The sequence below is a fragment of the Proteus cibi genome (genome assembly GCF_003144405.1).
Classification (GTDB): Bacteria; Pseudomonadota; Gammaproteobacteria; order Enterobacterales; family Enterobacteriaceae; genus Proteus; species Proteus cibi.
In genome coordinates, this window is the sequence record NZ_PENW01000001.1 from 1 (window position 1) to 25237 (window position 25237).

The window sequence follows — 25237 nt, forward strand, 5'->3', positions numbered from 1 at the left end:
GCTCATCGCCGGTCAGTGGATGCGCATTATAGGGAGATCTCGGATTAGCGCAAGTGTTTATTTCAATTTTTTTTCTGTTCGTTCTCTTTTTGAACTTTACGTCTATTTTTGATACGGAAAACACATTTTCTGTATCAAAAATACACGACCCACCTTGTTGTTGTCTATTCGATATATTCTATCAATCACACTTCATTGCTCTCGCCAGCCTCCCCCATCGACTGCTATGCTTTTCTTATTTATAAAGTGAAACCAAGTACGAGGTTAAATTATGAGGAAATCAACAATCAGGAATTACTTACACCTTTCACCTTCTATTGATAAAAATGTTTTTATTGATGAGACAGCAACTGTGATTGGAGATGTACGCATTAGTGAAGATGTCAGTATCTGGCCTATGGTTGTTATTCGTGGTGATGTGAATTATGTCAGTATAGGGAAAAGATCGAATATTCAAGATGGTTCGGTTCTTCATGTCACCCACATCTCCCCCAACGATCCTGCAGGTTTTCCTCTTATTATTGGTGATAACGTTACTGTTGGGCACAAAGCAATGCTACATGGATGCACAATCGGAGATCGTGTTTTAGTTGGAATGGGCTCTATTTTACTTGATGGCGCAATTATTGAAGACGATGTAATGATTGGTGCAGGTAGTTTAGTTCCACCAGGAAAGCGGCTTGAAAGCGGTTTTCTTTACTTAGGAAGCCCTGTGAAAAAAGTGCGTCCACTTTCATCGGCAGAAATAGAGCATTTTATCTATTCTGCTAATAATTATGTCGGGTGGAAAAATAACTATTTAGCTACTCATCAATCCGCCATTGACAATGAATAGATAGGATGAAGAGTTGATAACTCATACTCTGTTACCAACTCTTCAAATTCTTCTTCAATGTCCCAACGATTTTGTTTAAATAATAAAATTCCCTCACCAACACCAAAACGCGTAATAAGCTCTTGCTCTGTAATTTGACAATCAAAAAGCATTCCGTTGATCATTATAGGAAAAAGAACACGCCTATTCTCCTCTAGCCATATTTCACGATCTGGAAATTGAATGGATTGGTTCATTGATTCAATCTTTCTCTCAATACATTAAGTACGGGGTTAATATCTGGTACAAGTTCATACCATAATTCCAATGCATAAGCTGCTTGTCCAACTAACATACCTAGCCCATCTGATAAACGTGTACTCCCATGTTTTAATGCGTTATATAGAAATGAAGTCATTCCAGTTTGATAATAAAGGTCGTAGCACGCTGTTTCAAAACCATAAACATCATTAGGAATAGGTGGTAAATCATTAGTCATACTAGATGCAGATGCATTTATAATTAAATCGTAATGTCTATCAGCAACCTCTTCTGCAGCGATTGCTCTGATCGTCCCAAATTGACTAAACTCTTTTACTAATTGCTCAGCTTTAGTAAATGTACGATTGGTTAAAGTAATATCACAATCGTAATCAAGTAATGGAAGTAGTATTCCTCTTGTTGCACCACCAGCACCAATAACTAAGACGGATTTAACCTGATTAGGCACAATAAAATCGAGCCTTGCTAAATCCAGAATAAGTCCTTGCCCATCAGTGTTATCACCAAGAAGTGATCCATCCTCTAATTTAACAATAGAGTTAACTGCGCCACATGCTTTTGCTCTATCTGTTAATTTATCCACAAAGCGGAATGCATCTTCTTTAAAAGGAACTGTAACATTAGCACCTCGCCCTCCATTAGAAAAAAAATGTGAAGCGGTTTTATCAAATTCACCTAAAGGAACAAGTAAGCGTCCATAGCCATACTCTATTCCTATTTGCTTTGAGAAAAATTGGTGAATGAATGGAGACTGGCTGTGTTCGATAGGATTTCCCATCACTAAATATTTTTCCATCGCAATCACCCTTGTCGGTACAATTCACCCGTTAATGCATCTCGAATTTCAGAAGGATTCTGTCTACCACCAACATTCCCTTCAACGATAGGAATCGTATCCTTAAATTGTTCTCTTACTTCTTCAACTGTACGACATGGTGGTAATCCACTTAAGTTAGCACTGGTTGAAACTAAAGGTTTCCCATAAGCTAAACATAACGCTTTAACAACTGAGTGGTCTGTTACTCTCACAGCTAAAGAAGAAAATTTTCCAGTTAACCACTTTGGCGTCGTTGATTTGGCAGGAATAACCCACGTAACGGGCCCCGGCCAAGATGCAAACATTCTCTCTCGTTGGGGTTGTGTCAATGCACTATCGTCAATATAAGGTTTCAATTGCTCATAGTTATCAGCAATTAAAATTAGCCCTTTTTCAATTGAACGTTGTTTTAACATTAATAGTGCCATAACAGCGTGCTCACTATCAGGATCACAACCTACCCCAAATACAGCTTCTGTTGGATATGCGATAACTTTATTATCTTTTAATGCTTCTATAATTGTATTGCTTACAGGTGATGCTTCGTTATTCATGTTCTTCTCTTTTTGTTTGTTGCTTTCCACATAATTTGCTGGCGCACACCAATCTTACTCCTTGAGAAGACCTTTTTTCCATCAATAATGGATAGTGGCAATGTTCACATTCACCATTAACGGGTTTGTGATTTAATACAAATTGACATTCTGGATATTGGTTACAAGCATAAAATATCTTACCAAACCGAGACTTACGTTGTAATAGTTTCCCTTTTTTACATTGAGGGCAAGGTATAACTGTTTCATCAGGTTTATCAATTTGCTCTATATGTTCACATTCAGGATAATTGCTACAGCCAATAAACATCCCAAATTTACCCTGACGTAAAACTAAATCAGCACCACAGCACTTACAAGGTTGTCCTTCTAAGACTTTGATAATTTGTCCATCACTTTGTGGTTTTAGTGTTTTAATATAGTGGCAATCAGGATAAGCAGAGCATCCTAAAAAAGGGCCATGCCCTCCATTTTTCATCACTAAAGCGCTACCACATTCAGGACATTTTTCCTGTTCGGGTTGCTGTGTAAACGGCATATTCTTTGCCATTGTTTTACCTCATTACACTTATTCCAATCGAGTATAACCACCAGCCACAATAGCGACTTTTTTAATAAGCTCAAGTTCTAATAAAAGAGGAGCTAATGCAGAAGTTGATAATCCACTAGCCTGAGCAATAATATCAATAGGTAGCGTTTTATTAAAATGAAGCAAAGGCAATATTACATCCATCGCTTGTTGTTGTTCTGAGGTGAGTTGCTCTATTTTAACCTCTCGTTTTTCATTATTGATAAGCGTTGTATATTCTTCTGTTATTAGTTTTTGTTGATGCTCATTATCACAAGTAAGCCACCGCAAAGAGCTATTTAAATATTCTAGGATATCTTCAGGCGAAGACGTTAAATTTGCACCTTGCTTAATAAGCTGGTGATTACCTTCAAAATGAGCATCGCCTAATAATCCAGGTAACACAAACAACTCTTTACCCTGTTGCAGGGCATAATTTGCTGTTATTAAAGAACCGCTTTTAATTCCTGCTTCAACAATAAGCAGTGCAGCACTTAGCCCACTAATAATTCGATTACGTTGAGGGAAATGGCGCGCTAAAGGTGGTGTCATTGGTAAATGTTCAGAAATAATAAGGCCTGATTCTTTTATTTGTGTTGCCAGAGTACGATGGAATGACGGATAAATCTGCTCTAAACCACTTCCTAATACGGCAATAGTAATACCATTGTTCTTTAATGCACTTCGATGTCCAATACCATCAATACCTTGAGCTAACCCACTGGTAATTGTCAGCTCTCTCTTTACTAACTCCTGTGCAAAATAAGCTGCCCATTTGGAACTATATGGTGTAGCAACTCGACTACCAATTAATGCAATTTGTGTGCTTTTTAAATGCTCCCTATTTCCTGCAACAAAAAGCAAAAGTGGTGGTGATGAAATTTGCTTTAATAAAGATGGATAATCTGAATCTGTAATCGTTAATAATGATGATTCGTTTTTATCTAACCACTTTAATGTATTGTCGACAGTATTTGCATGAAGTCTTAAGAATTGATGACTTTGCTGTTCTGACAGACCACAACCTATTAATAGTTTTTGATTTAACTGAGTAAAGGACTGTAGATACCTTGCAATTTGAATCGCTTTATTAATAGGTAGTCTTGAAACAGCATTAAGCCTTATCCATATTTCTCTAGCATCCATGCATTATCCTAATATTGTTTTTAACAAACAAGGTAAGTGCGAAACACACCAAATACTGTCAATCTAGACAATAAATGTCTAGAATAGACGTTAAATCCTATTCACATTTTAGAAACAGTCCGAATAAATTATGGCAGTGTTACACGTATTACATTATCCAGACGAGCGCCTTCGCACGATTGCAAAACCAGTCGAAAAAGTTGATGCCGAAATTCAAAAAATTGTCGATGATATGTTTGAAACAATGTATTTGGAAGAAGGTATCGGTTTAGCCGCGACACAGGTGAATATTCACCAGCGCATTATCGTCATTGATGTCTCTGAAACAAGAGATGAAAGACTGGTATTAATAAACCCAGAACTTCTTGATGCCAACGGTGATACAGGCATAGAAGAAGGCTGTTTATCTATCCCAGAACAGCGTGCTTTTATTCCGCGTGCAGAGCAGGTGAAAGTAAAAGCCCTTGATTACAATGGTCAACCTTTTGAGTTAGAAGCTGATGATTTATTAGCTATCTGTATTCAACATGAAATGGATCATTTAGTTGGTAAGTTATTTGTAGATTATTTATCTCCACTTAAACGCCAACGTATCCGTCAAAAAGTTGAAAAACTCGATAAACTAGATAAAAAAAGAGCTAAAGCAGGACAGTAACAGTTAAATTGAAACAGGAAGAAAACGTGTCTGATTCATTACGTATTATTTTTGCGGGAACACCCGATTTTGCAGCTCGACATTTAGCTGCATTGTTATCAACCCAACATCGTGTGGTGGGAATACTTACACCTCCAGACAAACCCGCAGGAAGAGGTAAGAAACTGACTATTAGCCCTGTAAAAGAACTGGCATTGACTCATGATATTCCTGTTTATCAACCAGCTTCTTTAAAACCAGAAGAGAACCATAAGTGGATAGCAGCACAACAAGCAGATATCATGATTGTTGTCGCTTATGGCATGATTTTACCTAAAGCCGTTCTTGAAATACCACGTTTAGGTTGCCTTAATGTGCATGGCTCTCTCCTTCCTAAATGGCGTGGTGCAGCGCCAATTCAACGCTCTTTGTGGGCAGGAGATAAAGAAACAGGCGTCACAATTATGCAAATGGATGTGGGTTTAGATACAGGCGATATGCTGTATAAAGCATCATGCCCAATTACGAATGAAGATACCAGCGCATCACTTTATGAGAAGCTTGCAGAACTTGGCCCTAAAGCACTAACAACTACGTTAGATCTCATTACCTCTGGTAAAATAAAAGCAGAAAAGCAAGACGATAACTTAGCGAATTACGCACAAAAATTATCAAAAGAAGAAGCAAAAATTGATTGGTCATTATCAGCAGAACAGATTGAACGTTGTATAAGAGCATTTAACCCATGGCCAATGAGCTTTTTCATGTTAGACGAGCAACCTGTAAAAGTATGGAAAGCACAAGCTATTGCAGATAACACCGCTCAACCAGCAGGAACCATATTAAAAGCAGATAAAACGGGTATTTATATTGCGACAGGTAACGGCATTCTAAATATCACTGAGTTGCAACCATCGGGTAAGAAACCAATGGCTTCTGCTGATTTCTTAAATTCCAAGCGAGATTGGTTCACTCCTGGAAAAATCATTCAATAATACTGATAAGCCCTGATATCTAACATTATTATCAGGGTTTTCCTTTTTTCACGCCAATGTAATACATCTCTGGCGCTCAATATTAAACGTTAACTCATCATGAAAACGTCATACAACTTACGTAGCATTGCAGCTAAAGCAATTAACCAAGTATTAGATCAAGGTTTATCTCTAAGCACTGTCATACCAGAACTTCAGAAAAATATCTCAGATAAAGATAAAGCCTTGTTACAAGAAATCTGCTTTGGCGTATTACGTACATTGCCACAATTAGAATGGATTATTCAGCAGCTCATGGATAAACCATTAAAAGGTAAACAACGCATTTTACACTACCTCATTATGGTTGGTTTATATCAGCTTCTTTATACACGTATTCCTGCTCATGCAGCTCTAGCAGAGACAGTAAATGGTGCTGTTGCACTAAAAAAGCCACAGTTAAAAGGATTGATTAACGGTGTGTTACGTCAGTTTCAACGCCAACAAGATATCCTAAATGAACGCTTTCAAAATAGTGAAAATCGTTTTCTCCATCCATCATGGCTACTTGCTCGTATTAAACAGGCTTACCCTGAGCAGTGGATGAGTATTATTGAAGGTAATAACCAAAAACCACCAATGTGGTTACGTGTAAATCAACGCCATCATTCTCGAGAAGAATATTTAACATTACTTGAAAATGAAGAAATTCCTGCTATTGCTGATGATAGCCACCCCTTCGCGATCCGTTTAGAAAATCCATGCAACGTGAACCTTCTTCCAGGATTTGCTGATGGTTGGGTAACCGTTCAAGATCGTTCAGCGCAACGTTGTGCTGAATTATTAGCGCCAGAAAATAAAGAGCAGATCCTTGATTTATGTGCAGCGCCAGGCGGTAAAACAACACATATTCTAGAAATAGCTCCTCAGGCTCAAGTATTAGCTATCGATATCGATGAACAACGTTTAAAACGAGTACAAGAGAACCTTACGCGTTTAAAACTTAATGCTGTCGTTAAAAGTGGTGATGGCCGTTATCCTGAACAATGGTGTGCCGGCATGCAGTTTGACCGAGTTCTTCTTGATGCGCCATGCTCAGCAACAGGCGTTATCCGCCGTCACCCAGATATAAAATGGCTTCGTCGTAATGACGACATTGAGCAATTAGCTCAAATTCAAAAAGAGATCCTTCACGCTATTTGGCCATACCTAAAATCGGGTGGCACATTAGTGTATGCAACTTGCTCTATTTTGCCTGAAGAAAATAAACAACAAATTGAAGCATTTTTAGCATCAACAAAAGATGCACTATGTGATTATCAGCACCAATGCTTACCAGAAGAAAAAGGTGGTGATGGTTTCTTTTATGCATTGATCAAAAAAATATGATCTTGTGATAAAAGATGATATCAGATCTAAAAAACGCTACTATTTCAACGCAAGATCATCGAGATCTTGCGTTTCTTTTCTATTTGTTAATCAAATACTCTGAGAAATTACGATGAAAATTATTATCTTAGGCGCTGGTCAAGTAGGTGGTACTCTCGCTGAAAATCTTGTCGGGGAGAATAATGATATTACTGTCGTTGACACTAATGCAGATCGCTTACGCCAACTCCAAGATAAATTCGATTTACGAGTAGTCAATGGACATGGATCTCACCCAAGGATCTTAAGAGAAGCCGGTGCTGAAGATGCAGATATGTTGGTTGCCGTTACCAACTCTGACGAAACCAATATGATAGCGTGCCAAGTTGCTTACACTCTGTTTAATACGCCAAATAAAGTTGCTCGGATACGCGCCTCTGAGTTTGTTCGTGAAGCAGATAAACTCTTTCTCCCAGAAGCGATCCCCATTGATTATTTAATCTCACCAGAGCATTTGGTTATTGATTATATTTATAAATTGATCCAATACCCAGGCGCTTTACAAGTTGTTAATTTTGCCGATGGTCAAGTCAGTATAGTTGCGGTAAAAGCGTATTACGGTGGTTCTCTCGTCGGGAATGCGCTATCAACATTACGTGATCATATGCCACATATCGATACACGTGTTGCTGCAATTTTTCGTCAAGACAGACCTATCCGACCTCAAGGTTCCACAATTATTGAAGCTGGAGATGAAGTTTTCTTTGTTGTTGCATCTCAACATATTCGCGCAGTAATGAGCGAATTGCAGCGATTAGAAAAACCTTATAAACGCATTATGATTGTTGGTGGTGGTAATGTCGGTGCAGGTTTAGCTGCTAGATTGGAAAAAGATTATAGTGTCAAGCTTATTGAACATAACCAGCAACGTGCAACGGAACTGGCTGAACTGCTCCATGACACTATCGTTTTTTATGGTGATGCATCAGATCAAGAGCTTCTTGCTGAAGAACATATAGAACAAATTGATGTCTTTATCGCACTGACTAATGATGATGAAGCCAATATTATGTCAGCAATGCTGGCAAAGAGGATGGGCGCCAAAAAAGCAATGGTGCTTATTCAGCGTAGTGCTTATGTTGATTTAGTCCAAGGAGGGGTTATTGATATTGCAATATCACCACAACAAGCGACTATTTCTGCGCTTTTAGGTCATGTACGTAAAGCTGATATTGTTAGTGTTTCATCATTACGACGAGGTGTTGCAGAGGCAATCGAAGCCGTTGCACATGGTGATGAAAATACATCAAAAGTTGTTGGTCGCCGTATACAAGATATAAAACTACCACCTGGAACCATTATTGGTGCAATTGTTAGAGATCAAGATGTTATTATTGCGAACGCAAGTCACTCTATAGAGCAGGGGGATCATGTGATCATGTTTATCACTGATAAAAAATATGTCCCTGAAGTTGAAAAACTTTTCCAACCCAGCCCATTTTTCTTATAAAGATTATGTAGAAATAAGAATAATAGTGATTGTTACTTATAATGGTCTATTATTATCATGTTAGATACTATATTTTTACATAATAAATCTATATTGAGATAAATAAGGGGTGGTTATGTCTTTTTTCAAAGAGTTTCGTGAATTTGCCATGAAAGGCAATGTTGTTGACATGGCAGTCGGTGTCATCATTGGTGCAGCCTTCGGTAAAATTGTTTCATCATTGGTTGCTGATATAATTATGCCACCCCTAGGTTTATTAATCGGTGGTATTGATTTCAAGCAATTTAGCCTTGTATTAAGGGATGCAAGTGGGGATGTGCCTGCTGTTGTACTAAATTATGGTATGTTCATTCAAACTGTTTTTGACTTTGCCATTGTTGCATTTGCTATATTCTGCGCAATCAAATTAATCAATAAGACACGTCGTCAAGCAGAAGAAGCACCTAAAGCACCACCGGCACCTTCCGCAGAAGAAACTTTATTAACAGAAATTCGTGATTTATTAAAAAATCAGCAAAAATAAAAACTAAAAGGCCAGTGATAACAATTGAAAAAATCTTTTGTTATCACTGGCCTCCCAGTTACCCTTCTTGTCATGTTTTGCTTTTCTCATATAACTTCCTTTACCTTTCTTATTCTTTTCCACACGTTGTCTAAATAGTGGATCATGAACAAGTGCTGCTAAAGCATTATCTTTAATCACACCTTTTTGGTGCTGATATTTGCTAGACATAGAAACCTCTTAAATTGTTAAAGAACATAAAATGTAATACGGTACAGATATTATTGCTTTGTGGCCCCAGATTCAAGTATTTCAAGAATAGAACAGTAAGTACTTTCATGAGCACTACCACAACAAGCATTACTTAACATCTTCAATGAATCTCGCATTCTTTCCATTTCTTTCAAGCGAATTTCAACTTCAGCAAGTCTTGCATCAACAATCTGTTTTGACTCAACACAAGTGTGATGAGCGGGATCAACGCGAATAGAAAGTAATTCTGTAATCGCGTCTAATGTAAAGCCCAACTCTTTTGCATAACGAATAAAACGCAAACGTTGAAGATCTTGCTCTGTATATAGGCGATAACCACCTTCTGTCCGCCTGTCGTGATCCATCAATCCCTGTTTTTCATAAAAACGGATTGTATCTGTTGTTACATTCGCTAATTTTGCAACCTGTCCAATACGATACATGGATCATTCCCTCACTCTAAATGATGAATAAGCATAGCAAATAATCAAAAGAATAGAATTGAAATATAGTGCGAAGCTTATCTTACCAAAATAGCAGTATGCTGAAATAACAAAAAATAAATATGATGCAACACAAGAGTAGGTTAAAAAAGCATGAGATAACAAATAGAAAGGTTAGAGTATGGCTTAATAAGTTATTTTTATAAAAACAGTTTTAGTCTCTATCATTTTCAATAGATGTAAAAAAACCGGATTAAAAATCCGGTTTTTTTATTCGCTTCACTAAATAATAACTAAATTATTCAGCTGCTGCTTCTGTTTCAGAATCAGCACGGTCAACAAGCTCAATGTAAGCCATTGGAGCGTTGTCACCAGCACGGAAGCCACACTTCAGAATACGAGTGTAACCACCTGCACGGCTCGCAAAACGCGGACCTAATACTGTAAACAGTTTTGCCACGACTTCGTTATCACGAGTACGGGCGAATGCCAGACGACGATTAGCTACGCTGTCGGTCTTGGCAAGAGTAATCAGCGGCTCAACGACGCGACGCAGTTCTTTCGCTTTAGGCAAAGTTGTCTTGATGATCTCATGACGAACTAAAGAACCTGCCATGTTACGAAACATAGCCTGACGATGGCTGCTGTTGCGGTTCAATTGACGACCACTCTTACGATGGCGCATGACCTTATCCTTCTCAGTAAAACCTTAACCTGTGATCTTATTCATCAGCGATACTTGCAGGTGGCCAATTCTCAAGGCGCATACCCAGAGATAGACCACGCGACGCCAGTACGTCTTTAATCTCAGTAAGAGATTTCTTACCAAGGTTAGGCGTCTTAAGTAATTCAACTTCAGTACGCTGTACCAGATCACCGATGTAGTGGATTGCTTCTGCCTTCAGACAGTTAGCAGAGCGGACAGTCAATTCAAGATCGTCTACTGGGCGCAGTAAGATAGGATCGAATTCTGGCTTCTCTTCTTTAACTTCTGGTTGACGAACATCACGTAAGTCAACAAAAGCTTCAAGCTGTTCAGCCAGGATAGTCGCTGCACGGCGAATCGATTCTTCTGGATCGATAGTACCGTTAGTTTCCATCTCGATTACCAGCTTATCCAAGTCGGTACGCTGTTCAACACGAGCTGCTTCCACATTATAAGCAATACGCTCAACTGGGCTATAGCACGCGTCTACTAAAAGGCGACCGATAGGGCGCTCATCTTCTTCCGAATGAATTCGGGCAGAAGCCGGCACATAACCACGACCACGCTGAACTTTGATACGCATATTAATTGATGCGTTTTCGTCTGTAAGGTGGCAGATAACGTGCTGCGGCTTGACGATTTCGACATCACCGTCATGGATGATATCGGCTGCAATAACAGGGCCAATGCCAGATTTGCTCAAAGTAAGAATAACTTCATCTTTACCATGAACTTTTACCGCCAACCCCTTAAGGTTGAGCAGTATTTCTAGGATATCTTCCTGAACACCTTCTTTGGTGCTGTACTCATGCAGTACACCATCAATCTCAACCTCTGTTACCGCACAACCCGGCATAGACGAAAGCAGAATACGGCGCAGTGCGTTACCAAGAGTATGGCCGAAGCCTCGCTCTAATGGCTCAAGGGTCACCTTGGCGTGCGTCGAACTGACTTGCTCGATATCAACCAGGCGCGGTTTTAGAAACTCTGTCACAGAACCCTGCATTGTGTCCTCTCTTTGGTGCTAAGCCTTACTTGGAGTAAAGCTCGACGATCAGGTGCTCGTTAATGTCAGCAGACAAGTCAGTACGTTCAGGAATACGTTTGAACACACCTTCCATCTTAGCAGCATCAACTTCCAGCCATGTTGGCTTTTCACGCTGTTCAGCCAGCTCTAAAGCAGCCTTGATACGAGACTGTTTTTTCGATTTTTCACGAACGCTGACTACGTCATTCGGGGAAACCTGATAAGAAGCAATGTTAACCACGCGACCATTTACCATGATTGCTTTATGGCTAACCATCTGACGTGCTTCTGCGCGAGTTGCGCCAAAGCCCATACGATAAACAACGTTATCCAGACGACCTTCCAGCAGAGTCAGCAGGTTTTCACCTGTGTTGCCTTTCAGACGAGTTGCTTCTTTGTAGTAGTTACGGAATTGACGCTCTAGAACACCGTAAATACGACGTACTTTTTGTTTTTCACGTAACTGAACACCGTAATCAGAAAGACGCGGTTTACGTGCGCCGTGCTGACCTGGTGCTTGTTCCAGTTTACACTTGGTGTCAATCGCCCGAACGCCAGATTTTAGAAATAAATCTGTACCTTCACGGCGGCTCAGCTTGAGCTTAGGACCCAAATATCTTGCCATTTTCTTTCTCCAACTTTCCTAAAAACGAAAACGTTATTAAACGCGACGTTTTTTCGGTGGACGACAACCGTTATGAGGAATCGGAGTCACATCAGTAATATTAGTGATGCGGAAACCAGCCGCGTTTAATGCACGGATAGTTGACTCACGACCAGGACCAGGTCCTTTAACCATAACTTCCAAGTTCTTAATTCCGTACTCTTTAACAGCTTCAGCGCAACGTTCTGCTGCAACCTGAGCCGCGAACGGAGTAGATTTACGAGAACCACGGAAACCGGAACCACCGGCAGTAGCCCAACCCAATGCGTTACCTTGACGATCGGTAATAGTAACGATTGTGTTGTTGAAAGAAGCATGGATATGAGCCACACCGTCAGAGACTTGTTTTCTTACACGCTTACGTGCACGAATAGGTGCTTTTGCCATTGTTCAAATACCCCGATTATTTCTTGATCGGCTTACGCGGACCCTTACGGGTACGTGCGTTAGTCTTAGTACGCTGACCGCGAACTGGTAGACCACGACGATGACGTAAACCACGGTAAGTACCAAGATCCATCAGACGTTTGATGCTCAGGGTAACTTCACGACGCAGATCACCTTCTACAACGTATTTGGCAACTTCGTCACGCAGCTTGTCGATTTGCTCTTCAGACAGCTCACTGATCTTAACATTTTCAGCAATACCAGCAGCTACACAGATAGCCTGTGAGCGGGTCTTACCGATACCGTAAATCGAAGTTAATGCGATTACAGTATGTTTATGATCAGGAATGTTAATGCCTGCTATACGGGCCACTATGCACTCCTAAATTAGCAGTTATACAGTACCATTCTGAAAAGCCCGTTTTCAGGATACTCAAACAATACTGTATATATTATAAAAGATTGGGCTGGCTAATTTAGCCAGCTCAACCGAACTTTGCAAGAAAAAAATGCAATAAATTAGCCTTGACGCTGTTTATGCTTAGGCTCGACGCTGCAAATTACACGCACGTGACCGTGACGTCTAACAATTTTGCAGTTACGGCACATTTTCTTGACGGAAGCACGAACTTTCATTTTTACTCTCCGTAACTTCTAAAACAAATCGCTTATCAGTAATTAACCTTTAAGATTTGCTTTTTTCAATGCAGACTCATACTGACTTGACATCAGGAGAGTTTGCACTTGAGCCATAAAATCCATGATGACCACAACCACGATTAAGAGGGAAGTACCACCAAAATAGAAAGGTACTTTCATTGCGTCACGCATGAACTCCGGGATGAGACAGATAAAGGTAATATACAAGGCACCAATTAAGGTTAAACGTGTCATTACTTTATCTATATATTTAGCCGTCTGCTCTCCCGGGCGAATTCCTGGTACAAATGCACCGGACTTCTTCAGGTTATCTGCCGTTTCTCTTGGGTTGAAAACCAACGCCGTATAGAAGAAACAGAAGAAGATGATTGCAGCAGCGTATAGTAACACATAAATAGGTTGACCAGGCTGTAGATTTAAAGAAATCGTCGTCAGCCAACCCCACCCTGTACCATCGCCAAACCAAGAGGTTATTGTACCAGGAAACAGGATAATACTTGAAGCAAAAATTGCTGGTATAACACCCGCCATATTTACTTTAAGTGGTAGATGTGTACTTTGTGCCGCGTATATTCTACGCCCTTGTTGACGTTTTGCATAGTTAACAACGATACGTCGTTGTCCTCTTTCTACAAAAACAACAAAGAAAGTAACCGCGAACACCAATACTGCAACCAACAATAACAGGAGGAAGTGCAGTTCGCCTTGCCGCGCCTGCTCGATGGTTTGACCAATGGCAGGCGGAAGACCTGCAACGATACCTGCAAAGATAATAATTGAGATACCGTTACCAATACCACGTTCAGTGATTTGCTCACCTAACCACATTAGGAACATTGTCCCAGTGACTAAGCTCACAACAGCCGTAATATAGAATGGTAGACCTGGGTTGATTACCAGACCTTGCATTCCTGGCATATTCGGTAAGCCTGTTGCGATACCAATTGATTGGAATATCGCCAGCACCAAAGTACCATAACGGGTATATTGGCTGATCTTACGACGACCGGCCTCCCCTTCCTTCTTAATCTCTGCTAACCGAGGGTTAACCACTGATAAGAGTTGGATAATAATCGATGCCGAAATATAAGGCATGATACCCAGCGCAAAGATAGAAGCACGGCTAAGAGCACCACCAGAGAACATGTTAAACATTTCAATGATGGTGCCTTTTTGCTGATCGAGCAATTTGGCAAGCACAGTGGCATCAATACCAGGGATAGGAATAAAAGAGCCAATCCTAAAGACAATAAGTGCACCAAGAACAAACAAAAGTCTGCGTTTTAGTTCACCAACACCACCTTTAGCACTCTGAAAATCTAAACCTGGTTGTTTAGCCATCTGTCACTTATTCCTCAATTTTACCGCCAGCTGATTCGATTGCTGCACGGGCACCTTTGGTAACACGCAGACCACGAATAGTCACTGCACGGTTAACCTCACCAGACAGAATTAATTTTGCAAATTCAATCTGTGGGCCAACAACGTTTGCGGCTTTCAGTGCATTCAGATCGATTACATCGCCTTCAACGTAAGCTAAATCAGACAGACGGATTTCCGCAGTCACGAATGATTTACGTGAAGTAAAACCAAATTTTGGTAAACGACGATATAAAGGCATCTGGCCACCTTCAAAACCACGACGTACGCCACCGCCAGAACGAGATTTCTGACCTTTGTGACCACGGCCGCCAGTTTTACCTAAGCCAGAACCGATACCACGACCTACACGTTTAGGCGCATGCTTGGCACCTTCAGCCGGAGACAGAGTATTTAAACGCATCTCTTACTCCTCAACTTTAACCATATAGGAAACCAAGTTGATCATACCGCGAACTGCTGGTGTATCTTCGCGTTCTACAGTGTGACCGATGCGACGCAGACCTAAACCAGTCATCGTTGCCTTATGTTTAGGCAAACGACCGATCAAGCTGCGTGTTTGAGTAATTTTAATAGTCTTAGCCATGGTCATTACCCCAGAATTTCTTCAACGGATTTACCACGCTTAGCTGCGACCATATCTGGAGACTTCATGCTATCTAAAGCGTCCAGTGTTGCACGAACCACGTTAATCGGGTTAGTGGAACCATAGGTTTTAGCCAGTACGTTACGAACGCCAGCCACTTCTAGAACTGCACGCATTGCACCACCTGCGATGATACCGGTACCTTCATGAGCAGGCTGCATAAATACGCGAGAGCCCGTGTGAGTACCTTTTACAGGGTGGAACAGAGTACCGTTATTTAAAGCGACGGTTTTCATATTGCGACGGGCTTTTTCCATCGCTTTCTGGATTGCTGCCGGAACTTCGCGAGCTTTGCCATATCCAAAACCAACGCGGCCATTGCCATCACCGACTACTGTAAGAGCGGTGAAGCTAAAGATACGACCACCTTTAACGGTTTTAGATACGCGGTTTACCGCGATCAGCTTTTCCTGCAGTTCGCCAGCTTGTTTCTCGATGTGAGCCATCTTACACTCCTACCTTAGAACTGAAGGCCAGCTTCACGGGCAGCATCTGCCAGTGCCTGGACTCGACCATGATATTGGAAACCGGAACGGTCAAATGATACTACTTTGATACCTTTTTCCAGAGCGCGTTCAGCAACAATTTTACCAACTACTGCTGCTGCTTCTTTGTTTCCAGTGTTTTTCAGTTGCTCAATGATAGCTTTTTCTGTAGTAGAAGCGGCCACCAAAGTTTCAGAACCGTTTGGTGCAATAACCTGCGCATAAATATGGCGAGGGGTACGGTGTACCACCAGGCGAGTCGCACCCAATTCCTGGAGCTTACGGCGTGCGCGGGTCGCACGACGGATACGAGCTGCTTTCTTATCCATAGTGTTACCTTACTTCTTCTTAGCCTCTTTGATACGCACAACTTCGTCGGCGTAACGAATACCTTTACCTTTATAAGGTTCAGGGCGACGGTAAGCACGCAGTTCAGCTGCTACTTGACCAATCACTTGCTTATCCGCACCTTTCAGTACGATTTCAGTTTGTGTTGGACATTCAGCAGTGATGCCTGCTGGCAGTTGGTGTTCCACTGGATGTGAAAAACCTACTGATAAGTTAACCGCATTGCCTTTAATAGACGCACGATAACCTACACCTACCAGTTGCAGTTTTTTAGTGAAGCCTTCGGTAACACCTACAACCATTGCATTTAACAGAGAACGAGTAGTACCCGCCTGTGCCCATGCATCAGCAAAACCATCGCGTGGAGCGAAAGTTAAGTGGTTGTCAGCATGTTGAATTTCAACTGCATTATGGATAGTACGAGTTAGCTCGCCGTTTTTACCCTTAATCGTAATTACCTGACCGTTGAGTTTAACCTCTACGCCGGCAGGAATGACGACGGGTGCTTTTGCCACACGAGACATTCTTTCCTCCCGAATTAAGCTACGTAGCAGATAATCTCGCCACCAAGACCTGCTTGGCGAGCTGCACGATCAGTCATAACACCTTTTGAGGTAGAAACAACAGCGATGCCCAGTCCTGCCATAACTTGTGGCAGCTCATCTTTTCTTTTATAGATGCGCAGACTTGGACGGCTTACGCGCTGAATGCTTTCTACTACAGCCTTACCTTGGAAATATTTTAAAGTGATTTCCAGTTCTGGCTTAGTGTCGCCTTCAATTTTAAAATCTTCGATATAACCTTCTTCCTTAAGCACGTTGGCAATCGCCACTTTCAGCTTGGAGGAAGGCATTGTGACCGCAACTTTGTTCGCGGCCTGACCGTTACGGATACGGGTCAGCATATCCGCGATGGGATCTTGCATGCTCATCTGTCTTTACTCCCGTGATTCAATTATGGTAATTACCAGCTAGCCTTTCTAAGGCCCGGGATTTCACCGCGCATAGCGGCTTCACGGACTTTAATACGGCTGAGGCCAAATTTCCGCAGGAAACCGTGCGGACGTCCAGTTTGACGGCAGCGGTTACGCTGACGTGAAGGACTTGAATCACGTGGCATAGTTTGCAGTTTCAGAACAGCATTCCAACGATCTTCGTCAGACACGTTCACATCTGAAACGATAGCTTTCAGTTCTGCGCGTTTTGCGAAGAATTTCTCAGCTAAATTCGCACGTTTTACATCACGTGCTTTCATAGATTTCTTAGCCATGAATGCCCTGCCTTACTTGCGGAACGGGAAGTTAAACGCTGCTAACAGTGCGCGACCTTCATCATCTGATTTCGCAGTCGTAGTAATGGTAATATCCAAACCACGAACACGATCCACTTTATCGTAATCGATTTCAGGGAAGATGATTTGCTCACGTACGCCCATGCTGTAGTTACCACGTCCATCAAATGATTTAGCGGACAAACCACGGAAGTCACGGATACGTGGTACAGCAATAGAGATCAGGCGTTCAAAGAACTCCCACATGCGTTCGCCACGCAGGGTCACTTTACAGCCGATCGGATAGCCCTGGCGGATTTTGAAGCCTGCAACAGATTTGCGTGCTTTGGTGATCAAAGGTTTTTGACCTGAGATTGCTGCTAAATCAGCTGCTGCATTGTCCAGCAGTTTTTTATCAGCAATAGCTTCACCAACACCCATGTTCAGGGTGATCTTCTCGACCCGAGGGACTTGCATGACAGAATGGTAACCAAACTGAGACATCAGTTTTTGGACTACCTCGTCTTTGTAGTAATCATGCAGTTTCGCCATCGTATACTCCAAATTACTTGATAGTTTCTTTATTAGATTTGAAGAAACGAACTTTTTTGCCGTCTTCGAATCTAAAACCTACACGGTCAGCCTTACCGGTTGCCGCATTGAAGATTGCAACGTTAGAAACTTGGATAGAAGCTTCTTTTTCAACGATGCCACCTGGTTGGTTCAGAGCCGGAACTGGCTTCTGATGTTTTTTAACCAGATTGATACCTTCAACGATAACTTTACCAGAAGAAAGAACCTGTTTTACTTTACCGCGCTTACCTTTATCTTTACCAGTCAGCACGATAACTTCGTCTTCACGACGGATTTTCGCTGCCATTGCCTGCTCCTTAGAGTACTTCAGGTGCCAGAGAGATTATTTTCATAAACTTCTCGTTACGAAGTTCACGAGTAACCGGCCCAAAAATACGCGTACCAATAACTTGCTCGCTGTTGTTGTTTAACAATACACAAGCGTTGCTATCGAAGCGAATGACAGAACCGTCAGGGCGACGAACACCCTTCTTGGTGCGCACCACTACCGCTTTCAGTACATCACCTTTCTTAACTTTACCACGTGGAATTGCTTCCTTAATGGTAATTTTGATGATGTCACCTACATCTGCGTAGCGACGGTGCGAGCCACCTAGAACCTTGATACACATTACGCGACGTGCACCGGAGTTGTCGGCCACGTTCAGCATAGTCTGTTCTTGGATCATTTTAGTGCTCCGCTAAATGTCAACTACTACTGAGCCACTTCCACATTAGAAGAGGCCGTTCAATATCCCATAATACGAGGGAGCGGCATTATAACACCACATTCTCGCTATGGACAGAAAAAATAAACGGCTCGTTCAGTTTTGAGCCGTTTATTTCGTACGAAAAGGCTATTTTATTACAGAACAGCTTTTTCTACAACGCGAACTAACGCCCAAGACTTAGTCTTAGACAGTGGACGTGTTTGACGAATTTCTACTACGTCACCAATTCCACATTCGTTGTTCTCGTCATGTACATGCAGTTTAGTCGTACGACGGATAAACTTACCATATAATGGGTGTTTAACCATACGATCGATAGCAACAACAATAGATTTTTCCATTTTGTCACTAACTACACGACCTTGCAGAGTACGGATTTTATCGGTCATTACGCACCCGCCTTCTCAGTCAGTAAAGTCTTAACGCGTGCGATATTACGACGCACTTGTTTCAACAGATGAGACTGTTGTAACTGACCACTTGCTGCCTGCATACGCAGGTTAAACTGCTCGCGCAGTAAGTTCAGCAGTTCTGTGTTCAGCTCTTCAACGCTCTTTTCGCGCAGCTCTTTTGCTTTCATTACATCACCGTCTTAGTTACAAAGGTGGTTTTGATAGGCAGTTTTGCTGCCGCCAGCTTGAATGCTTCACGGGCCAGTTCTTCAGGCACACCATCCATTTCATACAGGACTTTACCTGGCTGGATTAAGGCAACCCAATACTCAACGTTACCTTTACCTTTACCCATACGGACTTCGAGCGGCTTTTCAGTGATTGGTTTGTCTGGGAACACACGGATCCAGATTTTACCCTGACGCTTAACTGCACGGGTCATTGCACGACGTGCCGCTTCGATCTGACGTGCAGTCAGACGACCACGGCCCACAGCTTTAAGACCGTAAGTCCCGAAGCTTACATCCGCACCAGCAGCTAAGCCACGGTTGCGGCCTTTGTGCACTTTACGGAATTTTGTACGCTTTGGTTGTAACATCAGCGACTCTCCTTACTTGCGGCCTTTACGCTGCTGCTTTTTAGGTTGAGCAGCCGGTTTTTCCGCCTGTTCAACTGCAGCCATACCACCCAGGATCTCACCTTTGAAGATCCATACCTTAACGCCGAGCACACCATAAGTGGTTTGTGCTTCTGAGGTATTGTAGTCGATGTCTGCACGCAGAGTGTGCAGAGGTACACGACCTTCACGATACCATTCAGTACGAGCGATTTCAGCGCCGCCTAAACGACCACTTACTTCCACTTTAATACCTTTAGCGCCTAAACGCATAGCGTTCTGTACCGCACGCTTCATAGCACGACGGAACATAACACGACGTTCCAGCTGTGAAGTGATGCTGTCAGCAACTAATTTTGCGTCCAGTTCAGGTTTACGTACTTCGGCGATATTAATTTGCGCAGGAACGCCAGCGATATCCGCTACGTTTTTGCGCAGTTTTTCAACATCTTCACCTTTTTTACCGATAACGATGCCTGGGCGAGCAGTGTGAATAGTCACACGGATACTTTTCGCAGGACGTTCGATAACGATACGAGATACAGATGCTTTAGCCAGTTCTTTAGTTAAGTACTGACGTACTTTAAAGTCGCTGTCTAGGTTGTCAGCGAATTCATTGGTACCCGCATACCATGTGGAATTCCAAGGCTTGACAATGCCAAGGCGGATACCATTAGGATGTACTTTTTGACCCATTGCTAGTCTCCAGAGTCTCAGCGATCAGACACAACCACAGTGATGTGGCTGGTGCGCTTCAGAATACGATCTGCACGGCCTTTTGCACGAGGCATAATGCGCTTCATAGAAGGACCTTCGTCAACAAAGATCTTAGCTACTTTCAGATCATCAATGTCAGCGCCATCGTTGTGTTCTGCATTAGCAATAGCAGACTCCAGTACTTTCTTCACTAAACCAGCAGCTTTCTTGTTGGTAAAGGTTAAAATTTCCAGAGCTTGCGACACTTTCTTACCGCGAATCAGGTCAGCTACCAAGCGAACCTTCTGAGCAGAAGAACGAGCGTGGCGATGCATAGCGATAGTTTCCATCTCTTCCTCCTACCTTATTTTTTCTTAGCCTTTTTATCGGCTGCATGACCGCGATAAGTACGGGTCGGCGCGAATTCACCCAGTTTGTGACCAACCATTTCGTCGGAAACGTAAACTGGAACATGCTGACGACCATTATGGACAGCGATGGTCAAACCGATCATGTTAGGAAAGATCGTTGAACGACGGGACCAAGTCTTAACAGGCTTTTTGTCACCGCTTTCCACCGCTTTCTCTACCTTCTTCAGCAAGTGCAGGTCAATGAAAGGACCTTTCTTGAGAGAACGTGGCATGGCTTATCCTCTAATTATTTCTTAGTACGACGATGAACGATGAAATGTTCAGTGCGTTTGTTTTTACGAGTCTTCTTACCTTTGGTTTGAACGCCCCAAGGTGTTACTGGGTGTTTACCAAAGTTACGACCTTCACCACCACCATGTGGGTGATCGACTGGGTTCATCGCAGTACCGCGAACGGTAGGACGAATACCACGCCAGCGACTTGCACCAGCTTTACCCAGAACGCGTAACATGTGCTCAGAGTTGCCAACTTCACCGATAGTTGCACGGCAATCAGAAGGAACTTTACGCATTTCACCAGAACGCAGACGAATAGTGACATAAGCACCATCACGCGCAACGATCTGAACGTAAGTACCTGCTGAACGAGCTAACTGACCACCTTTACCTGGTTTCATTTCTACGTTATGAACTGTAGAACCAACCGGGATATTACGCATTGGTAAGGTGTTACCCGCTTTGATAGCAGCATCAACGCCAGACTGAACTTTATCACCCGCTTTCAGGCCTTTTGGAGCCAGAATGTAGCGACGTTCACCATCAGCATACAGCACTAAAGCGATGTTAGCTGAACGGTTTGGATCATATTCCAGACGTTCTACTGTCGCAGGGATACCATCTTTGTTGCGTTTAAAGTCAACAATACGGTAAGCCTGTTTGTGACCACCACCGATATGACGGGTAGTGATACGACCATTGTTGTTACGACCACCGGACTTGCTGTTCTTTTCCAGCAATGGCGCATAAGGTTTCCCTTTATGCAGCTCAGGGTTTACCACTTTAACTACGTGGCGACGGCCCGGAGACGTAGGTTTACATTTAACAATTGCCATTGTTCTTTACTCCTCCGACTTACTCAGCGCCGCCGACGAAGTCCAGATTCTGGCCTTCCTTCAGGGTGACGTAAGCTTTTTTCCAGTCGCTACGACGACCAATACGCTGACCGTGACGTTTCACTTTGCCTTTCATCAGCAGAGTGTTAACACTTTCAACTTCGACTTCAAACAGTTTTTGTACAGCTGCTTTAATCTCTGCTTTGGTCGCGTCTTTAGCAACTTTGAGAACGATGGTGTTTGATTTTTCCATCGCGATAGAAGCTTTTTCAGATACATGCGGCGCGCGCAGTACTTTCAGCAGACGTTCTTCACGGATCATGCCAGCATCTCCTCAACTTGCTTCACAGCGTCAGCAGTCATGACGACTTTGTCGAAGGCGATTAAGCTAACAGGGTCGATTGTTGCTGCATCACGTACGTCAACTTTATATAAGTTGCGTGCTGCTAAATACAGATTCTCATCTACATCAGCAGTGATGATCAGAACATCTTCCAGAGCCATATCTTTCAGTTTCTGTGCTAAAAGCTTAGTTTTAGGCGCTTCAACAGAGAACTTCTCTACGACGATCAGACGATCTTGACGTACCAGCTCAGACAGAATGCTCTTCAGAGCACCACGGTACATCTTTTTGTTTACTTTTTGACTGTGGTCCTGTGGTTTAGCTGCGAAGCTAACACCACCAGAGCGCCAGATTGGGCTCTTGATTGAACCTGAACGTGCACGACCTGTACCTTTCTGTCTCCAAGGCTTTTTGCCTGAACCAGAAACTTCAGCACGGGTTTTCTGAGCACGAGTACCTTGACGAGCACCAGCAGCGTATGCAACGACTACTTGATGCACAAGCGCTTCGTTAAAGTCACGCCCGAAGGTAGTTTCGGAAACAGTCAGCGCGCCTTGCGCGTCTTTCATTACCAATTCCATTCCTATCTCCTCGACGTTACGCCTTGACAGCTGGTTTAACGATCAGGTCACTGCCAGTTGCACCTGGAACAGCACCTTTGACCAGCAGCAGGTTGCGCTCAGCGTCAACACGTACTACTTCCAGGCTCTGAACGGTAACTTGTTCGTTACCCAGTTGACCTGCCATTTTCTTGCCTTTAAACACCTTACCCGGAGTCTGGTTCTGACCGATAGAACCCGGAACACGGTGAGACAAGGAGTTACCGTGGGTAGCATCTTGAGTACGGAAGTTCCAGCGCTTTACAGTACCAGCAAAACCTTTACCTTTAGATGTTCCAGTAACGTCGACTTTTTTAACGTCAGCGAAAATTTCTACGCTAATGCTTTGACCTACAGTGTATTCTTCGCCTTCATTCAGACGGAATTCACGTAGTAAGCGGCCAGCTTCAACACCAGCTTTAGCAAAATGACCTGCTTCAGGTTTCAGTACACGGTTAGCTTTTTTGCTACCAGTAGTCACCTGAATGGCACGATAACCGTCTTTCTCTAGATCTCTGACCTGAGTAACACGGTTGTTTTCAATTTCGATAACGGTTACAGGGATTGAAACGCCATCTTCAGTGAAGATACGAGTCATTCCTACTTTCTTACCGACTAAACCAATCATTGTTTCAACCTCTCAATCGCTTGATGACCTGATTAACCTAGGCTGATCTGCACGTCTACGCCGGCAGCCAGATCCAGACGCATCAGAGCATCAACGGTTTTCTCGGTTGGCTCAACGATGTCAACCAGACGTTTGTGAGTGCGAATTTCATACTGATCACGCGCATCTTTATTAACGTGCGGAGAAATCAACACTGTGAAACGCTCTTTGCGAGTCGGCAGTGGGATTGGACCACGAACTTGCGCACCAGTGCGCTTAGCAGTCTCTACGATTTCCGCAGTTGATTGATCAATCAGACGATGATCAAAAGCTTTCAGGCGGATACGGATTCTTTGGTTCTGCATGAGACCAGAGCTCCAACTATTTTTTATAAACGTAAATGATCACTACTCGTACCCATTTCGATTGATGAGAGAGTGTAATCGTTCTGCATATAACTCCCCAATCGGGAGTATTATATTAATGCAATAAAAAATCTGCATTAGCTGATAAATCAGCCTCACTAAATCAGTGAGCCTGCGCATTATACTTGCCTGAGTGATGAAATCAAGCCAAGAATAAAAAATCAGCGATAAAAATTCATTTTATCTTTTTGAAAATAAAAAAAGCAAAGGCAACATTCATCACCTTTGCTTTAGAAACTGTCTGACAACCTACTAAAGAAGATAGGTTATTCTCTCTATAATGAGCTAAGTTACTCTTCAATAATTTGAGCTTGTAGATAGTTTTGAAGTCCCACTCGTTCGATAAGTTCAAGCTGGGTTTCAATCCAATCAATATGCCCTTCTTCATCGGTTAGAATTTCTAACATCAAATCACGGCTAACATAGTCATGAATTGAATCTGCGTAAGCAATGGCTTCACGTAAATCTTTGGCACCACCTAATTCCAATTCCAAATCAGAACGTAGCATTTCTTCAACATCTTCACCGATGTTTAATTTGCCTAAATCTTGTAAGTTTGGAATACCTTCAAGGAACAAAATACGCTCAATATATTTATCAGCGTGTTTCATCTCATCTATGGATTCATGATATTCCATTTCATTAAGGCGTGTAAGTCCCCAATTCTTAAACATTCGGGCATGTAGGAAATACTGATTAATTGCAACAAGCTCGCCACCTAATAACTTATTAAGGTGGGCTATCATTTTTTTATCACCTTTCATTTTTATGCTCCTTTGCTTCCAGTCTTTTTAGTGTAGACCTTTTATACAAAGTGGAGAGAAAGGAAATTAAAAATTTGTTATGCGACTTCAGAAATTTGAGGGTAGAGAGCAGATTGCTCATTTTCGATAAGTTGACGAGCTTGACGTACACACTTACCACAACAGCTTCCAACAGGTAAGATCTTGCGTAATTCATTAATCGTGTGGATTTGATGTTTATGGACTGTCGAGATAATTTTTTTATCACTCACACCATGACAAAGACATACGTACATAATAAAAACCTCATTAACTACTTACGCCAAAATAGTAAATGATAATTATTATGATTTCAATTTATATTTATTTAACTTAAGTGCGTTTACTTATTTATATCATCAAAGATGACGAGGTAAGAAAACCAGCAATACTTTATTGAAATTTAAAATATCTAATTTTCAGATACAAAAAAGGGCATCTAATGATGCCCTTTTTATGCATAAATCTATCAGGAATTAACCTAATACTTTAGCAACAACGCCCGCACCTACTGTACGGCCACCTTCACGGATAGCGAAACGTAAACCGTCGTCC

The 25237-nt window shown here is 42.2% G+C and carries 44 protein-coding genes; 6 read left to right on the plus strand and 38 right to left on the minus strand.

Annotation, left to right across the window (positions count from 1 at the left end; all coding sequences use genetic code 11):
* The first annotated feature begins 271 nt into the window (after positions 1-271).
* Positions 272-835 carry a gamma carbonic anhydrase family protein gene (locus tag DK865_RS00005; protein WP_023583484.1) on the plus strand — a complete coding sequence of 188 codons (564 nt, stop codon included), beginning with the start codon at positions 272-274 and terminating at the stop codon, positions 833-835.
* Here the strand turns inward: DK865_RS00005 and DK865_RS00010 are convergent.
* The 5 genes from DK865_RS00010 to dprA are packed head-to-tail and all read right to left on the minus strand — an operon-like array spanning position 811 to position 4181.
* Positions 811-1071, minus strand: a complete 261-nt coding sequence (locus DK865_RS00010) for a DUF1488 family protein (RefSeq protein WP_023583483.1) — start codon at positions 1069-1071, stop codon at positions 811-813. The two genes, DK865_RS00005 and DK865_RS00010, sit on opposite strands and share 25 nt — an antisense overlap.
* Positions 1068-1892: a shikimate dehydrogenase gene (gene aroE, locus DK865_RS00015; protein ID WP_036914631.1), complete on the minus strand. Its 825-nt coding sequence runs from the start codon at positions 1890-1892 to the stop codon at positions 1068-1070. Before aroE ends, DK865_RS00010 begins: the two co-directional genes overlap by 4 nt.
* Before the next feature lie 5 nt (positions 1893-1897).
* Entirely contained in the window at positions 1898-2467 is a 570-nt protein-coding gene (gene tsaC / locus DK865_RS00020; RefSeq protein ID WP_109390885.1) for an L-threonylcarbamoyladenylate synthase type 1 TsaC, read from the minus strand.
* Complete coding sequence (locus tag DK865_RS00025) at positions 2460-3017, minus strand: topoisomerase DNA-binding C4 zinc finger domain-containing protein (protein WP_109390886.1); 558 nt, start codon at positions 3015-3017, stop codon at positions 2460-2462. The genes tsaC and DK865_RS00025 overlap by 8 nt, the downstream gene beginning before the upstream one ends.
* Positions 3018-3035: 18 nt before the next feature.
* Positions 3036-4181, minus strand: coding sequence for a DNA-processing protein DprA (gene dprA, locus DK865_RS00030; protein ID WP_109390887.1), 1146 nt, complete (start codon positions 4179-4181; stop codon positions 3036-3038).
* Positions 4182-4311: 130 nt separating this feature from the next.
* On the opposite strand from dprA, the gene def reads away from it, so the two are divergent.
* The 5 genes from def to mscL all read left to right on the plus strand — a co-directional run bounded on the left by def (position 4312) and on the right by mscL (position 9190).
* Positions 4312-4836: a peptide deformylase gene (def, locus tag DK865_RS00035; RefSeq protein ID WP_109390888.1), complete on the plus strand. Its 525-nt coding sequence runs from the start codon at positions 4312-4314 to the stop codon at positions 4834-4836.
* 26 nt (positions 4837-4862) lie between these two features.
* A complete protein-coding gene (gene fmt, locus DK865_RS00040; protein WP_109390889.1) occupies positions 4863-5810 on the plus strand; it encodes a methionyl-tRNA formyltransferase in 948 nt (315 codons plus the stop codon).
* Between the two features lie 99 nt (positions 5811-5909).
* Complete coding sequence (gene rsmB / locus DK865_RS00045; protein ID WP_023583478.1) at positions 5910-7178, plus strand: 16S rRNA (cytosine(967)-C(5))-methyltransferase RsmB; 1269 nt, start codon at positions 5910-5912, stop codon at positions 7176-7178.
* A 112-nt stretch (positions 7179-7290) separates the two neighbouring features.
* Positions 7291-8667, plus strand: a complete 1377-nt coding sequence (gene trkA / locus DK865_RS00050; RefSeq protein WP_023583477.1) for a Trk system potassium transporter TrkA — start codon at positions 7291-7293, stop codon at positions 8665-8667.
* 115 nt (positions 8668-8782) lie between these two features.
* A complete protein-coding gene (gene mscL, locus DK865_RS00055) occupies positions 8783-9190 on the plus strand; it encodes a large-conductance mechanosensitive channel protein MscL (RefSeq protein ID WP_023583476.1) in 408 nt (135 codons plus the stop codon).
* A 3-nt stretch (positions 9191-9193) separates the two neighbouring features.
* Here mscL and DK865_RS00060 read toward each other — a convergent pair whose 3' ends face one another.
* The 33 genes from DK865_RS00060 to DK865_RS00220 form a co-directional block, all read right to left on the minus strand.
* Positions 9194-9400, minus strand: a complete 207-nt coding sequence (locus tag DK865_RS00060; protein WP_023583475.1) for an alternative ribosome-rescue factor A — start codon at positions 9398-9400, stop codon at positions 9194-9196.
* 50 nt (positions 9401-9450) lie between these two features.
* A complete protein-coding gene (zntR, locus tag DK865_RS00065; protein ID WP_023583474.1) occupies positions 9451-9864 on the minus strand; it encodes a Zn(2+)-responsive transcriptional regulator in 414 nt (137 codons plus the stop codon).
* 298 nt (positions 9865-10162) lie between these two features.
* Entirely contained in the window at positions 10163-10549 is a 387-nt protein-coding gene (rplQ, locus tag DK865_RS00070) for a 50S ribosomal protein L17 (RefSeq protein ID WP_004246940.1), read from the minus strand.
* A 37-nt stretch (positions 10550-10586) separates the two neighbouring features.
* Complete coding sequence (locus DK865_RS00075; protein ID WP_006535513.1) at positions 10587-11576, minus strand: DNA-directed RNA polymerase subunit alpha; 990 nt, start codon at positions 11574-11576, stop codon at positions 10587-10589.
* Positions 11577-11601: 25 nt separating this feature from the next.
* Positions 11602-12222, minus strand: a complete 621-nt coding sequence (rpsD, locus tag DK865_RS00080; RefSeq protein ID WP_004246942.1) for a 30S ribosomal protein S4 — start codon at positions 12220-12222, stop codon at positions 11602-11604.
* A 36-nt stretch (positions 12223-12258) separates the two neighbouring features.
* Complete coding sequence (rpsK, locus tag DK865_RS00085) at positions 12259-12648, minus strand: 30S ribosomal protein S11 (RefSeq protein WP_002919257.1); 390 nt, start codon at positions 12646-12648, stop codon at positions 12259-12261.
* Positions 12649-12664: 16 nt separating this feature from the next.
* Complete coding sequence (gene rpsM / locus DK865_RS00090) at positions 12665-13021, minus strand: 30S ribosomal protein S13 (protein ID WP_036914623.1); 357 nt, start codon at positions 13019-13021, stop codon at positions 12665-12667.
* A 146-nt stretch (positions 13022-13167) separates the two neighbouring features.
* A complete protein-coding gene (rpmJ, locus tag DK865_RS00095; RefSeq protein ID WP_071788572.1) occupies positions 13168-13284 on the minus strand; it encodes a 50S ribosomal protein L36 in 117 nt (38 codons plus the stop codon).
* Between the two features lie 42 nt (positions 13285-13326).
* On the minus strand, positions 13327-14649 hold the full coding sequence (gene secY / locus DK865_RS00100; RefSeq protein WP_006535510.1) for a preprotein translocase subunit SecY: 1323 nt from the start codon (positions 14647-14649) through the stop codon (positions 13327-13329).
* Positions 14650-14656: 7 nt separating this feature from the next.
* A complete protein-coding gene (gene rplO, locus DK865_RS00105) occupies positions 14657-15091 on the minus strand; it encodes a 50S ribosomal protein L15 (protein ID WP_004246944.1) in 435 nt (144 codons plus the stop codon).
* 3 nt (positions 15092-15094) lie between these two features.
* Positions 15095-15274: a 50S ribosomal protein L30 gene (gene rpmD, locus DK865_RS00110; protein WP_036914634.1), complete on the minus strand. Its 180-nt coding sequence runs from the start codon at positions 15272-15274 to the stop codon at positions 15095-15097.
* Between the two features lie 5 nt (positions 15275-15279).
* Complete coding sequence (rpsE, locus tag DK865_RS00115; RefSeq protein WP_023583472.1) at positions 15280-15780, minus strand: 30S ribosomal protein S5; 501 nt, start codon at positions 15778-15780, stop codon at positions 15280-15282.
* 14 nt (positions 15781-15794) lie between these two features.
* Entirely contained in the window at positions 15795-16148 is a 354-nt protein-coding gene (rplR, locus tag DK865_RS00120) for a 50S ribosomal protein L18 (RefSeq protein WP_023583471.1), read from the minus strand.
* Between the two features lie 9 nt (positions 16149-16157).
* Positions 16158-16691 carry a 50S ribosomal protein L6 gene (gene rplF, locus DK865_RS00125; protein ID WP_023583470.1) on the minus strand — a complete coding sequence of 178 codons (534 nt, stop codon included), beginning with the start codon at positions 16689-16691 and terminating at the stop codon, positions 16158-16160.
* A gap of 14 nt (positions 16692-16705) precedes the next feature.
* Positions 16706-17098, minus strand: coding sequence for a 30S ribosomal protein S8 (gene rpsH / locus DK865_RS00130; RefSeq protein ID WP_004246950.1), 393 nt, complete (start codon positions 17096-17098; stop codon positions 16706-16708).
* Between the two features lie 32 nt (positions 17099-17130).
* On the minus strand, positions 17131-17436 hold the full coding sequence (gene rpsN / locus DK865_RS00135) for a 30S ribosomal protein S14 (RefSeq protein ID WP_006535503.1): 306 nt from the start codon (positions 17434-17436) through the stop codon (positions 17131-17133).
* Positions 17437-17448: 12 nt separating this feature from the next.
* The gene (rplE, locus tag DK865_RS00140) at positions 17449-17988 is read right to left on the minus strand and encodes a 50S ribosomal protein L5 (RefSeq protein WP_004246952.1); all 540 of its coding nucleotides are present in this window, start codon (positions 17986-17988) and stop codon (positions 17449-17451) included.
* Positions 17989-18001: 13 nt separating this feature from the next.
* Positions 18002-18316: a 50S ribosomal protein L24 gene (gene rplX / locus DK865_RS00145; RefSeq protein WP_006535502.1), complete on the minus strand. Its 315-nt coding sequence runs from the start codon at positions 18314-18316 to the stop codon at positions 18002-18004.
* A gap of 10 nt (positions 18317-18326) precedes the next feature.
* Positions 18327-18698: a 50S ribosomal protein L14 gene (rplN, locus tag DK865_RS00150; protein ID WP_004246955.1), complete on the minus strand. Its 372-nt coding sequence runs from the start codon at positions 18696-18698 to the stop codon at positions 18327-18329.
* A gap of 176 nt (positions 18699-18874) precedes the next feature.
* Complete coding sequence (gene rpsQ, locus DK865_RS00155; RefSeq protein ID WP_023583468.1) at positions 18875-19129, minus strand: 30S ribosomal protein S17; 255 nt, start codon at positions 19127-19129, stop codon at positions 18875-18877.
* Entirely contained in the window at positions 19129-19320 is a 192-nt protein-coding gene (gene rpmC / locus DK865_RS00160) for a 50S ribosomal protein L29 (protein ID WP_004238624.1), read from the minus strand. The genes rpsQ and rpmC overlap by 1 nt, the downstream gene beginning before the upstream one ends.
* Positions 19320-19730, minus strand: a complete 411-nt coding sequence (rplP, locus tag DK865_RS00165) for a 50S ribosomal protein L16 (protein WP_006535500.1) — start codon at positions 19728-19730, stop codon at positions 19320-19322. Before rplP ends, rpmC begins: the two co-directional genes overlap by 1 nt.
* 12 nt (positions 19731-19742) lie before the next feature.
* Positions 19743-20444, minus strand: a complete 702-nt coding sequence (gene rpsC, locus DK865_RS00170) for a 30S ribosomal protein S3 (RefSeq protein WP_023583467.1) — start codon at positions 20442-20444, stop codon at positions 19743-19745.
* Between the two features lie 17 nt (positions 20445-20461).
* Positions 20462-20794: a 50S ribosomal protein L22 gene (rplV, locus tag DK865_RS00175; RefSeq protein WP_006535498.1), complete on the minus strand. Its 333-nt coding sequence runs from the start codon at positions 20792-20794 to the stop codon at positions 20462-20464.
* 14 nt (positions 20795-20808) lie between these two features.
* Complete coding sequence (rpsS, locus tag DK865_RS00180) at positions 20809-21087, minus strand: 30S ribosomal protein S19 (RefSeq protein WP_004246960.1); 279 nt, start codon at positions 21085-21087, stop codon at positions 20809-20811.
* A 14-nt stretch (positions 21088-21101) separates the two neighbouring features.
* Complete coding sequence (gene rplB, locus DK865_RS00185; RefSeq protein WP_006535497.1) at positions 21102-21926, minus strand: 50S ribosomal protein L2; 825 nt, start codon at positions 21924-21926, stop codon at positions 21102-21104.
* Between the two features lie 19 nt (positions 21927-21945).
* Positions 21946-22248, minus strand: coding sequence for a 50S ribosomal protein L23 (rplW, locus tag DK865_RS00190; RefSeq protein ID WP_004246962.1), 303 nt, complete (start codon positions 22246-22248; stop codon positions 21946-21948).
* Entirely contained in the window at positions 22245-22850 is a 606-nt protein-coding gene (gene rplD, locus DK865_RS00195; RefSeq protein WP_023583466.1) for a 50S ribosomal protein L4, read from the minus strand. Before rplD ends, rplW begins: the two co-directional genes overlap by 4 nt.
* Positions 22851-22866: 16 nt before the next feature.
* Positions 22867-23496, minus strand: coding sequence for a 50S ribosomal protein L3 (gene rplC, locus DK865_RS00200; protein ID WP_023583465.1), 630 nt, complete (start codon positions 23494-23496; stop codon positions 22867-22869).
* A 32-nt stretch (positions 23497-23528) separates the two neighbouring features.
* Entirely contained in the window at positions 23529-23840 is a 312-nt protein-coding gene (rpsJ, locus tag DK865_RS00205; RefSeq protein WP_001181005.1) for a 30S ribosomal protein S10, read from the minus strand.
* A 350-nt stretch (positions 23841-24190) separates the two neighbouring features.
* Positions 24191-24664 carry a bacterioferritin gene (gene bfr / locus DK865_RS00210; protein ID WP_109390890.1) on the minus strand — a complete coding sequence of 158 codons (474 nt, stop codon included), beginning with the start codon at positions 24662-24664 and terminating at the stop codon, positions 24191-24193.
* Between the two features lie 77 nt (positions 24665-24741).
* The gene (gene bfd / locus DK865_RS00215; protein ID WP_088494063.1) at positions 24742-24939 is read right to left on the minus strand and encodes a bacterioferritin-associated ferredoxin; all 198 of its coding nucleotides are present in this window, start codon (positions 24937-24939) and stop codon (positions 24742-24744) included.
* Positions 24940-25158: 219 nt separating this feature from the next.
* The coding region (locus tag DK865_RS00220) for an EF-Tu C-terminal domain-related protein (RefSeq protein ID WP_001184434.1) at positions 25159-25237 on the minus strand (79 nt) is incomplete at its 5' end.

Coding starts and splice junctions, on each gene's coding strand:
- rpsK (WP_002919257.1), bottom strand. CDS start 12,648: ATGGCAAAAGCACCTATTCGTGCACGTAAGCGTGTAAGAAAACAAGTC.
- rplB (WP_006535497.1), bottom strand. CDS start 21,926: ATGGCAATTGTTAAATGTAAACCTACGTCTCCGGGCCGTCGCCACGTA.
- rpmD (WP_036914634.1), bottom strand. CDS start 15,274: ATGGCTAAGACTATTAAAATTACTCAAACACGCAGCTTGATCGGTCGT.
- rpsH (WP_004246950.1), bottom strand. CDS start 17,098: ATGAGCATGCAAGATCCCATCGCGGATATGCTGACCCGTATCCGTAAC.
- rpsD (WP_004246942.1), bottom strand. CDS start 12,222: ATGGCAAGATATTTGGGTCCTAAGCTCAAGCTGAGCCGCCGTGAAGGT.
- zntR (WP_023583474.1), bottom strand. CDS start 9,864: ATGTATCGTATTGGACAGGTTGCAAAATTAGCGAATGTAACAACAGAT.
- trkA (WP_023583477.1), top strand. CDS start 7,291: ATGAAAATTATTATCTTAGGCGCTGGTCAAGTAGGTGGTACTCTCGCT.
- rplQ (WP_004246940.1), bottom strand. CDS start 10,549: ATGCGCCATCGTAAGAGTGGTCGTCAATTGAACCGCAACAGCAGCCAT.
- rplO (WP_004246944.1), bottom strand. CDS start 15,091: ATGCGTTTAAATACTCTGTCTCCGGCTGAAGGTGCCAAGCATGCGCCT.
- tsaC (WP_109390885.1), bottom strand. CDS start 2,467: ATGAATAACGAAGCATCACCTGTAAGCAATACAATTATAGAAGCATTA.
- bfr (WP_109390890.1), bottom strand. CDS start 24,664: ATGAAAGGTGATAAAAAAATGATAGCCCACCTTAATAAGTTATTAGGT.
- rpmC (WP_004238624.1), bottom strand. CDS start 19,320: ATGAAAGCAAAAGAGCTGCGCGAAAAGAGCGTTGAAGAGCTGAACACA.
- rplX (WP_006535502.1), bottom strand. CDS start 18,316: ATGGCAGCGAAAATCCGTCGTGAAGACGAAGTTATCGTGCTGACTGGT.
- rpsC (WP_023583467.1), bottom strand. CDS start 20,444: ATGGGTCAAAAAGTACATCCTAATGGTATCCGCCTTGGCATTGTCAAG.
- rplC (WP_023583465.1), bottom strand. CDS start 23,496: ATGATTGGTTTAGTCGGTAAGAAAGTAGGAATGACTCGTATCTTCACT.
- DK865_RS00060 (WP_023583475.1), bottom strand. CDS start 9,400: ATGTCTAGCAAATATCAGCACCAAAAAGGTGTGATTAAAGATAATGCT.
- rplF (WP_023583470.1), bottom strand. CDS start 16,691: ATGTCTCGTGTGGCAAAAGCACCCGTCGTCATTCCTGCCGGCGTAGAG.
- rpsE (WP_023583472.1), bottom strand. CDS start 15,780: ATGGCTCACATCGAGAAACAAGCTGGCGAACTGCAGGAAAAGCTGATC.
- rplE (WP_004246952.1), bottom strand. CDS start 17,988: ATGGCGAAACTGCATGATTACTACAAAGACGAGGTAGTCCAAAAACTG.
- rplD (WP_023583466.1), bottom strand. CDS start 22,850: ATGGAATTGGTAATGAAAGACGCGCAAGGCGCGCTGACTGTTTCCGAA.
- DK865_RS00005 (WP_023583484.1), top strand. CDS start 272: ATGAGGAAATCAACAATCAGGAATTACTTACACCTTTCACCTTCTATT.
- rpsS (WP_004246960.1), bottom strand. CDS start 21,087: ATGCCACGTTCTCTCAAGAAAGGTCCTTTCATTGACCTGCACTTGCTG.
- rplV (WP_006535498.1), bottom strand. CDS start 20,794: ATGGAAACTATCGCTATGCATCGCCACGCTCGTTCTTCTGCTCAGAAG.
- rpsJ (WP_001181005.1), bottom strand. CDS start 23,840: ATGCAGAACCAAAGAATCCGTATCCGCCTGAAAGCTTTTGATCATCGT.
- bfd (WP_088494063.1), bottom strand. CDS start 24,939: ATGTACGTATGTCTTTGTCATGGTGTGAGTGATAAAAAAATTATCTCG.
- rsmB (WP_023583478.1), top strand. CDS start 5,910: ATGAAAACGTCATACAACTTACGTAGCATTGCAGCTAAAGCAATTAAC.
- aroE (WP_036914631.1), bottom strand. CDS start 1,892: ATGGAAAAATATTTAGTGATGGGAAATCCTATCGAACACAGCCAGTCT.
- DK865_RS00025 (WP_109390886.1), bottom strand. CDS start 3,017: ATGGCAAAGAATATGCCGTTTACACAGCAACCCGAACAGGAAAAATGT.
- secY (WP_006535510.1), bottom strand. CDS start 14,649: ATGGCTAAACAACCAGGTTTAGATTTTCAGAGTGCTAAAGGTGGTGTT.
- rpsN (WP_006535503.1), bottom strand. CDS start 17,436: ATGGCTAAGAAATCTATGAAAGCACGTGATGTAAAACGTGCGAATTTA.
- DK865_RS00010 (WP_023583483.1), bottom strand. CDS start 1,071: ATGAACCAATCCATTCAATTTCCAGATCGTGAAATATGGCTAGAGGAG.
- rpmJ (WP_071788572.1), bottom strand. CDS start 13,284: ATGAAAGTTCGTGCTTCCGTCAAGAAAATGTGCCGTAACTGCAAAATT.
- mscL (WP_023583476.1), top strand. CDS start 8,783: ATGTCTTTTTTCAAAGAGTTTCGTGAATTTGCCATGAAAGGCAATGTT.
- rplR (WP_023583471.1), bottom strand. CDS start 16,148: ATGGATAAGAAAGCAGCTCGTATCCGTCGTGCGACCCGCGCACGCCGT.
- rplW (WP_004246962.1), bottom strand. CDS start 22,248: ATGATCCGTGAAGAACGTCTGCTGAAAGTACTGCGCGCGCCGCATGTA.
- rpsQ (WP_023583468.1), bottom strand. CDS start 19,129: ATGACCGATAAAATCCGTACTCTGCAAGGTCGTGTAGTTAGTGACAAA.
- rplP (WP_006535500.1), bottom strand. CDS start 19,730: ATGTTACAACCAAAGCGTACAAAATTCCGTAAAGTGCACAAAGGCCGC.
- rplN (WP_004246955.1), bottom strand. CDS start 18,698: ATGATCCAAGAACAGACTATGCTGAACGTGGCCGACAACTCCGGTGCA.
- dprA (WP_109390887.1), bottom strand. CDS start 4,181: ATGGATGCTAGAGAAATATGGATAAGGCTTAATGCTGTTTCAAGACTA.
- def (WP_109390888.1), top strand. CDS start 4,312: ATGGCAGTGTTACACGTATTACATTATCCAGACGAGCGCCTTCGCACG.
- DK865_RS00075 (WP_006535513.1), bottom strand. CDS start 11,576: ATGCAGGGTTCTGTGACAGAGTTTCTAAAACCGCGCCTGGTTGATATC.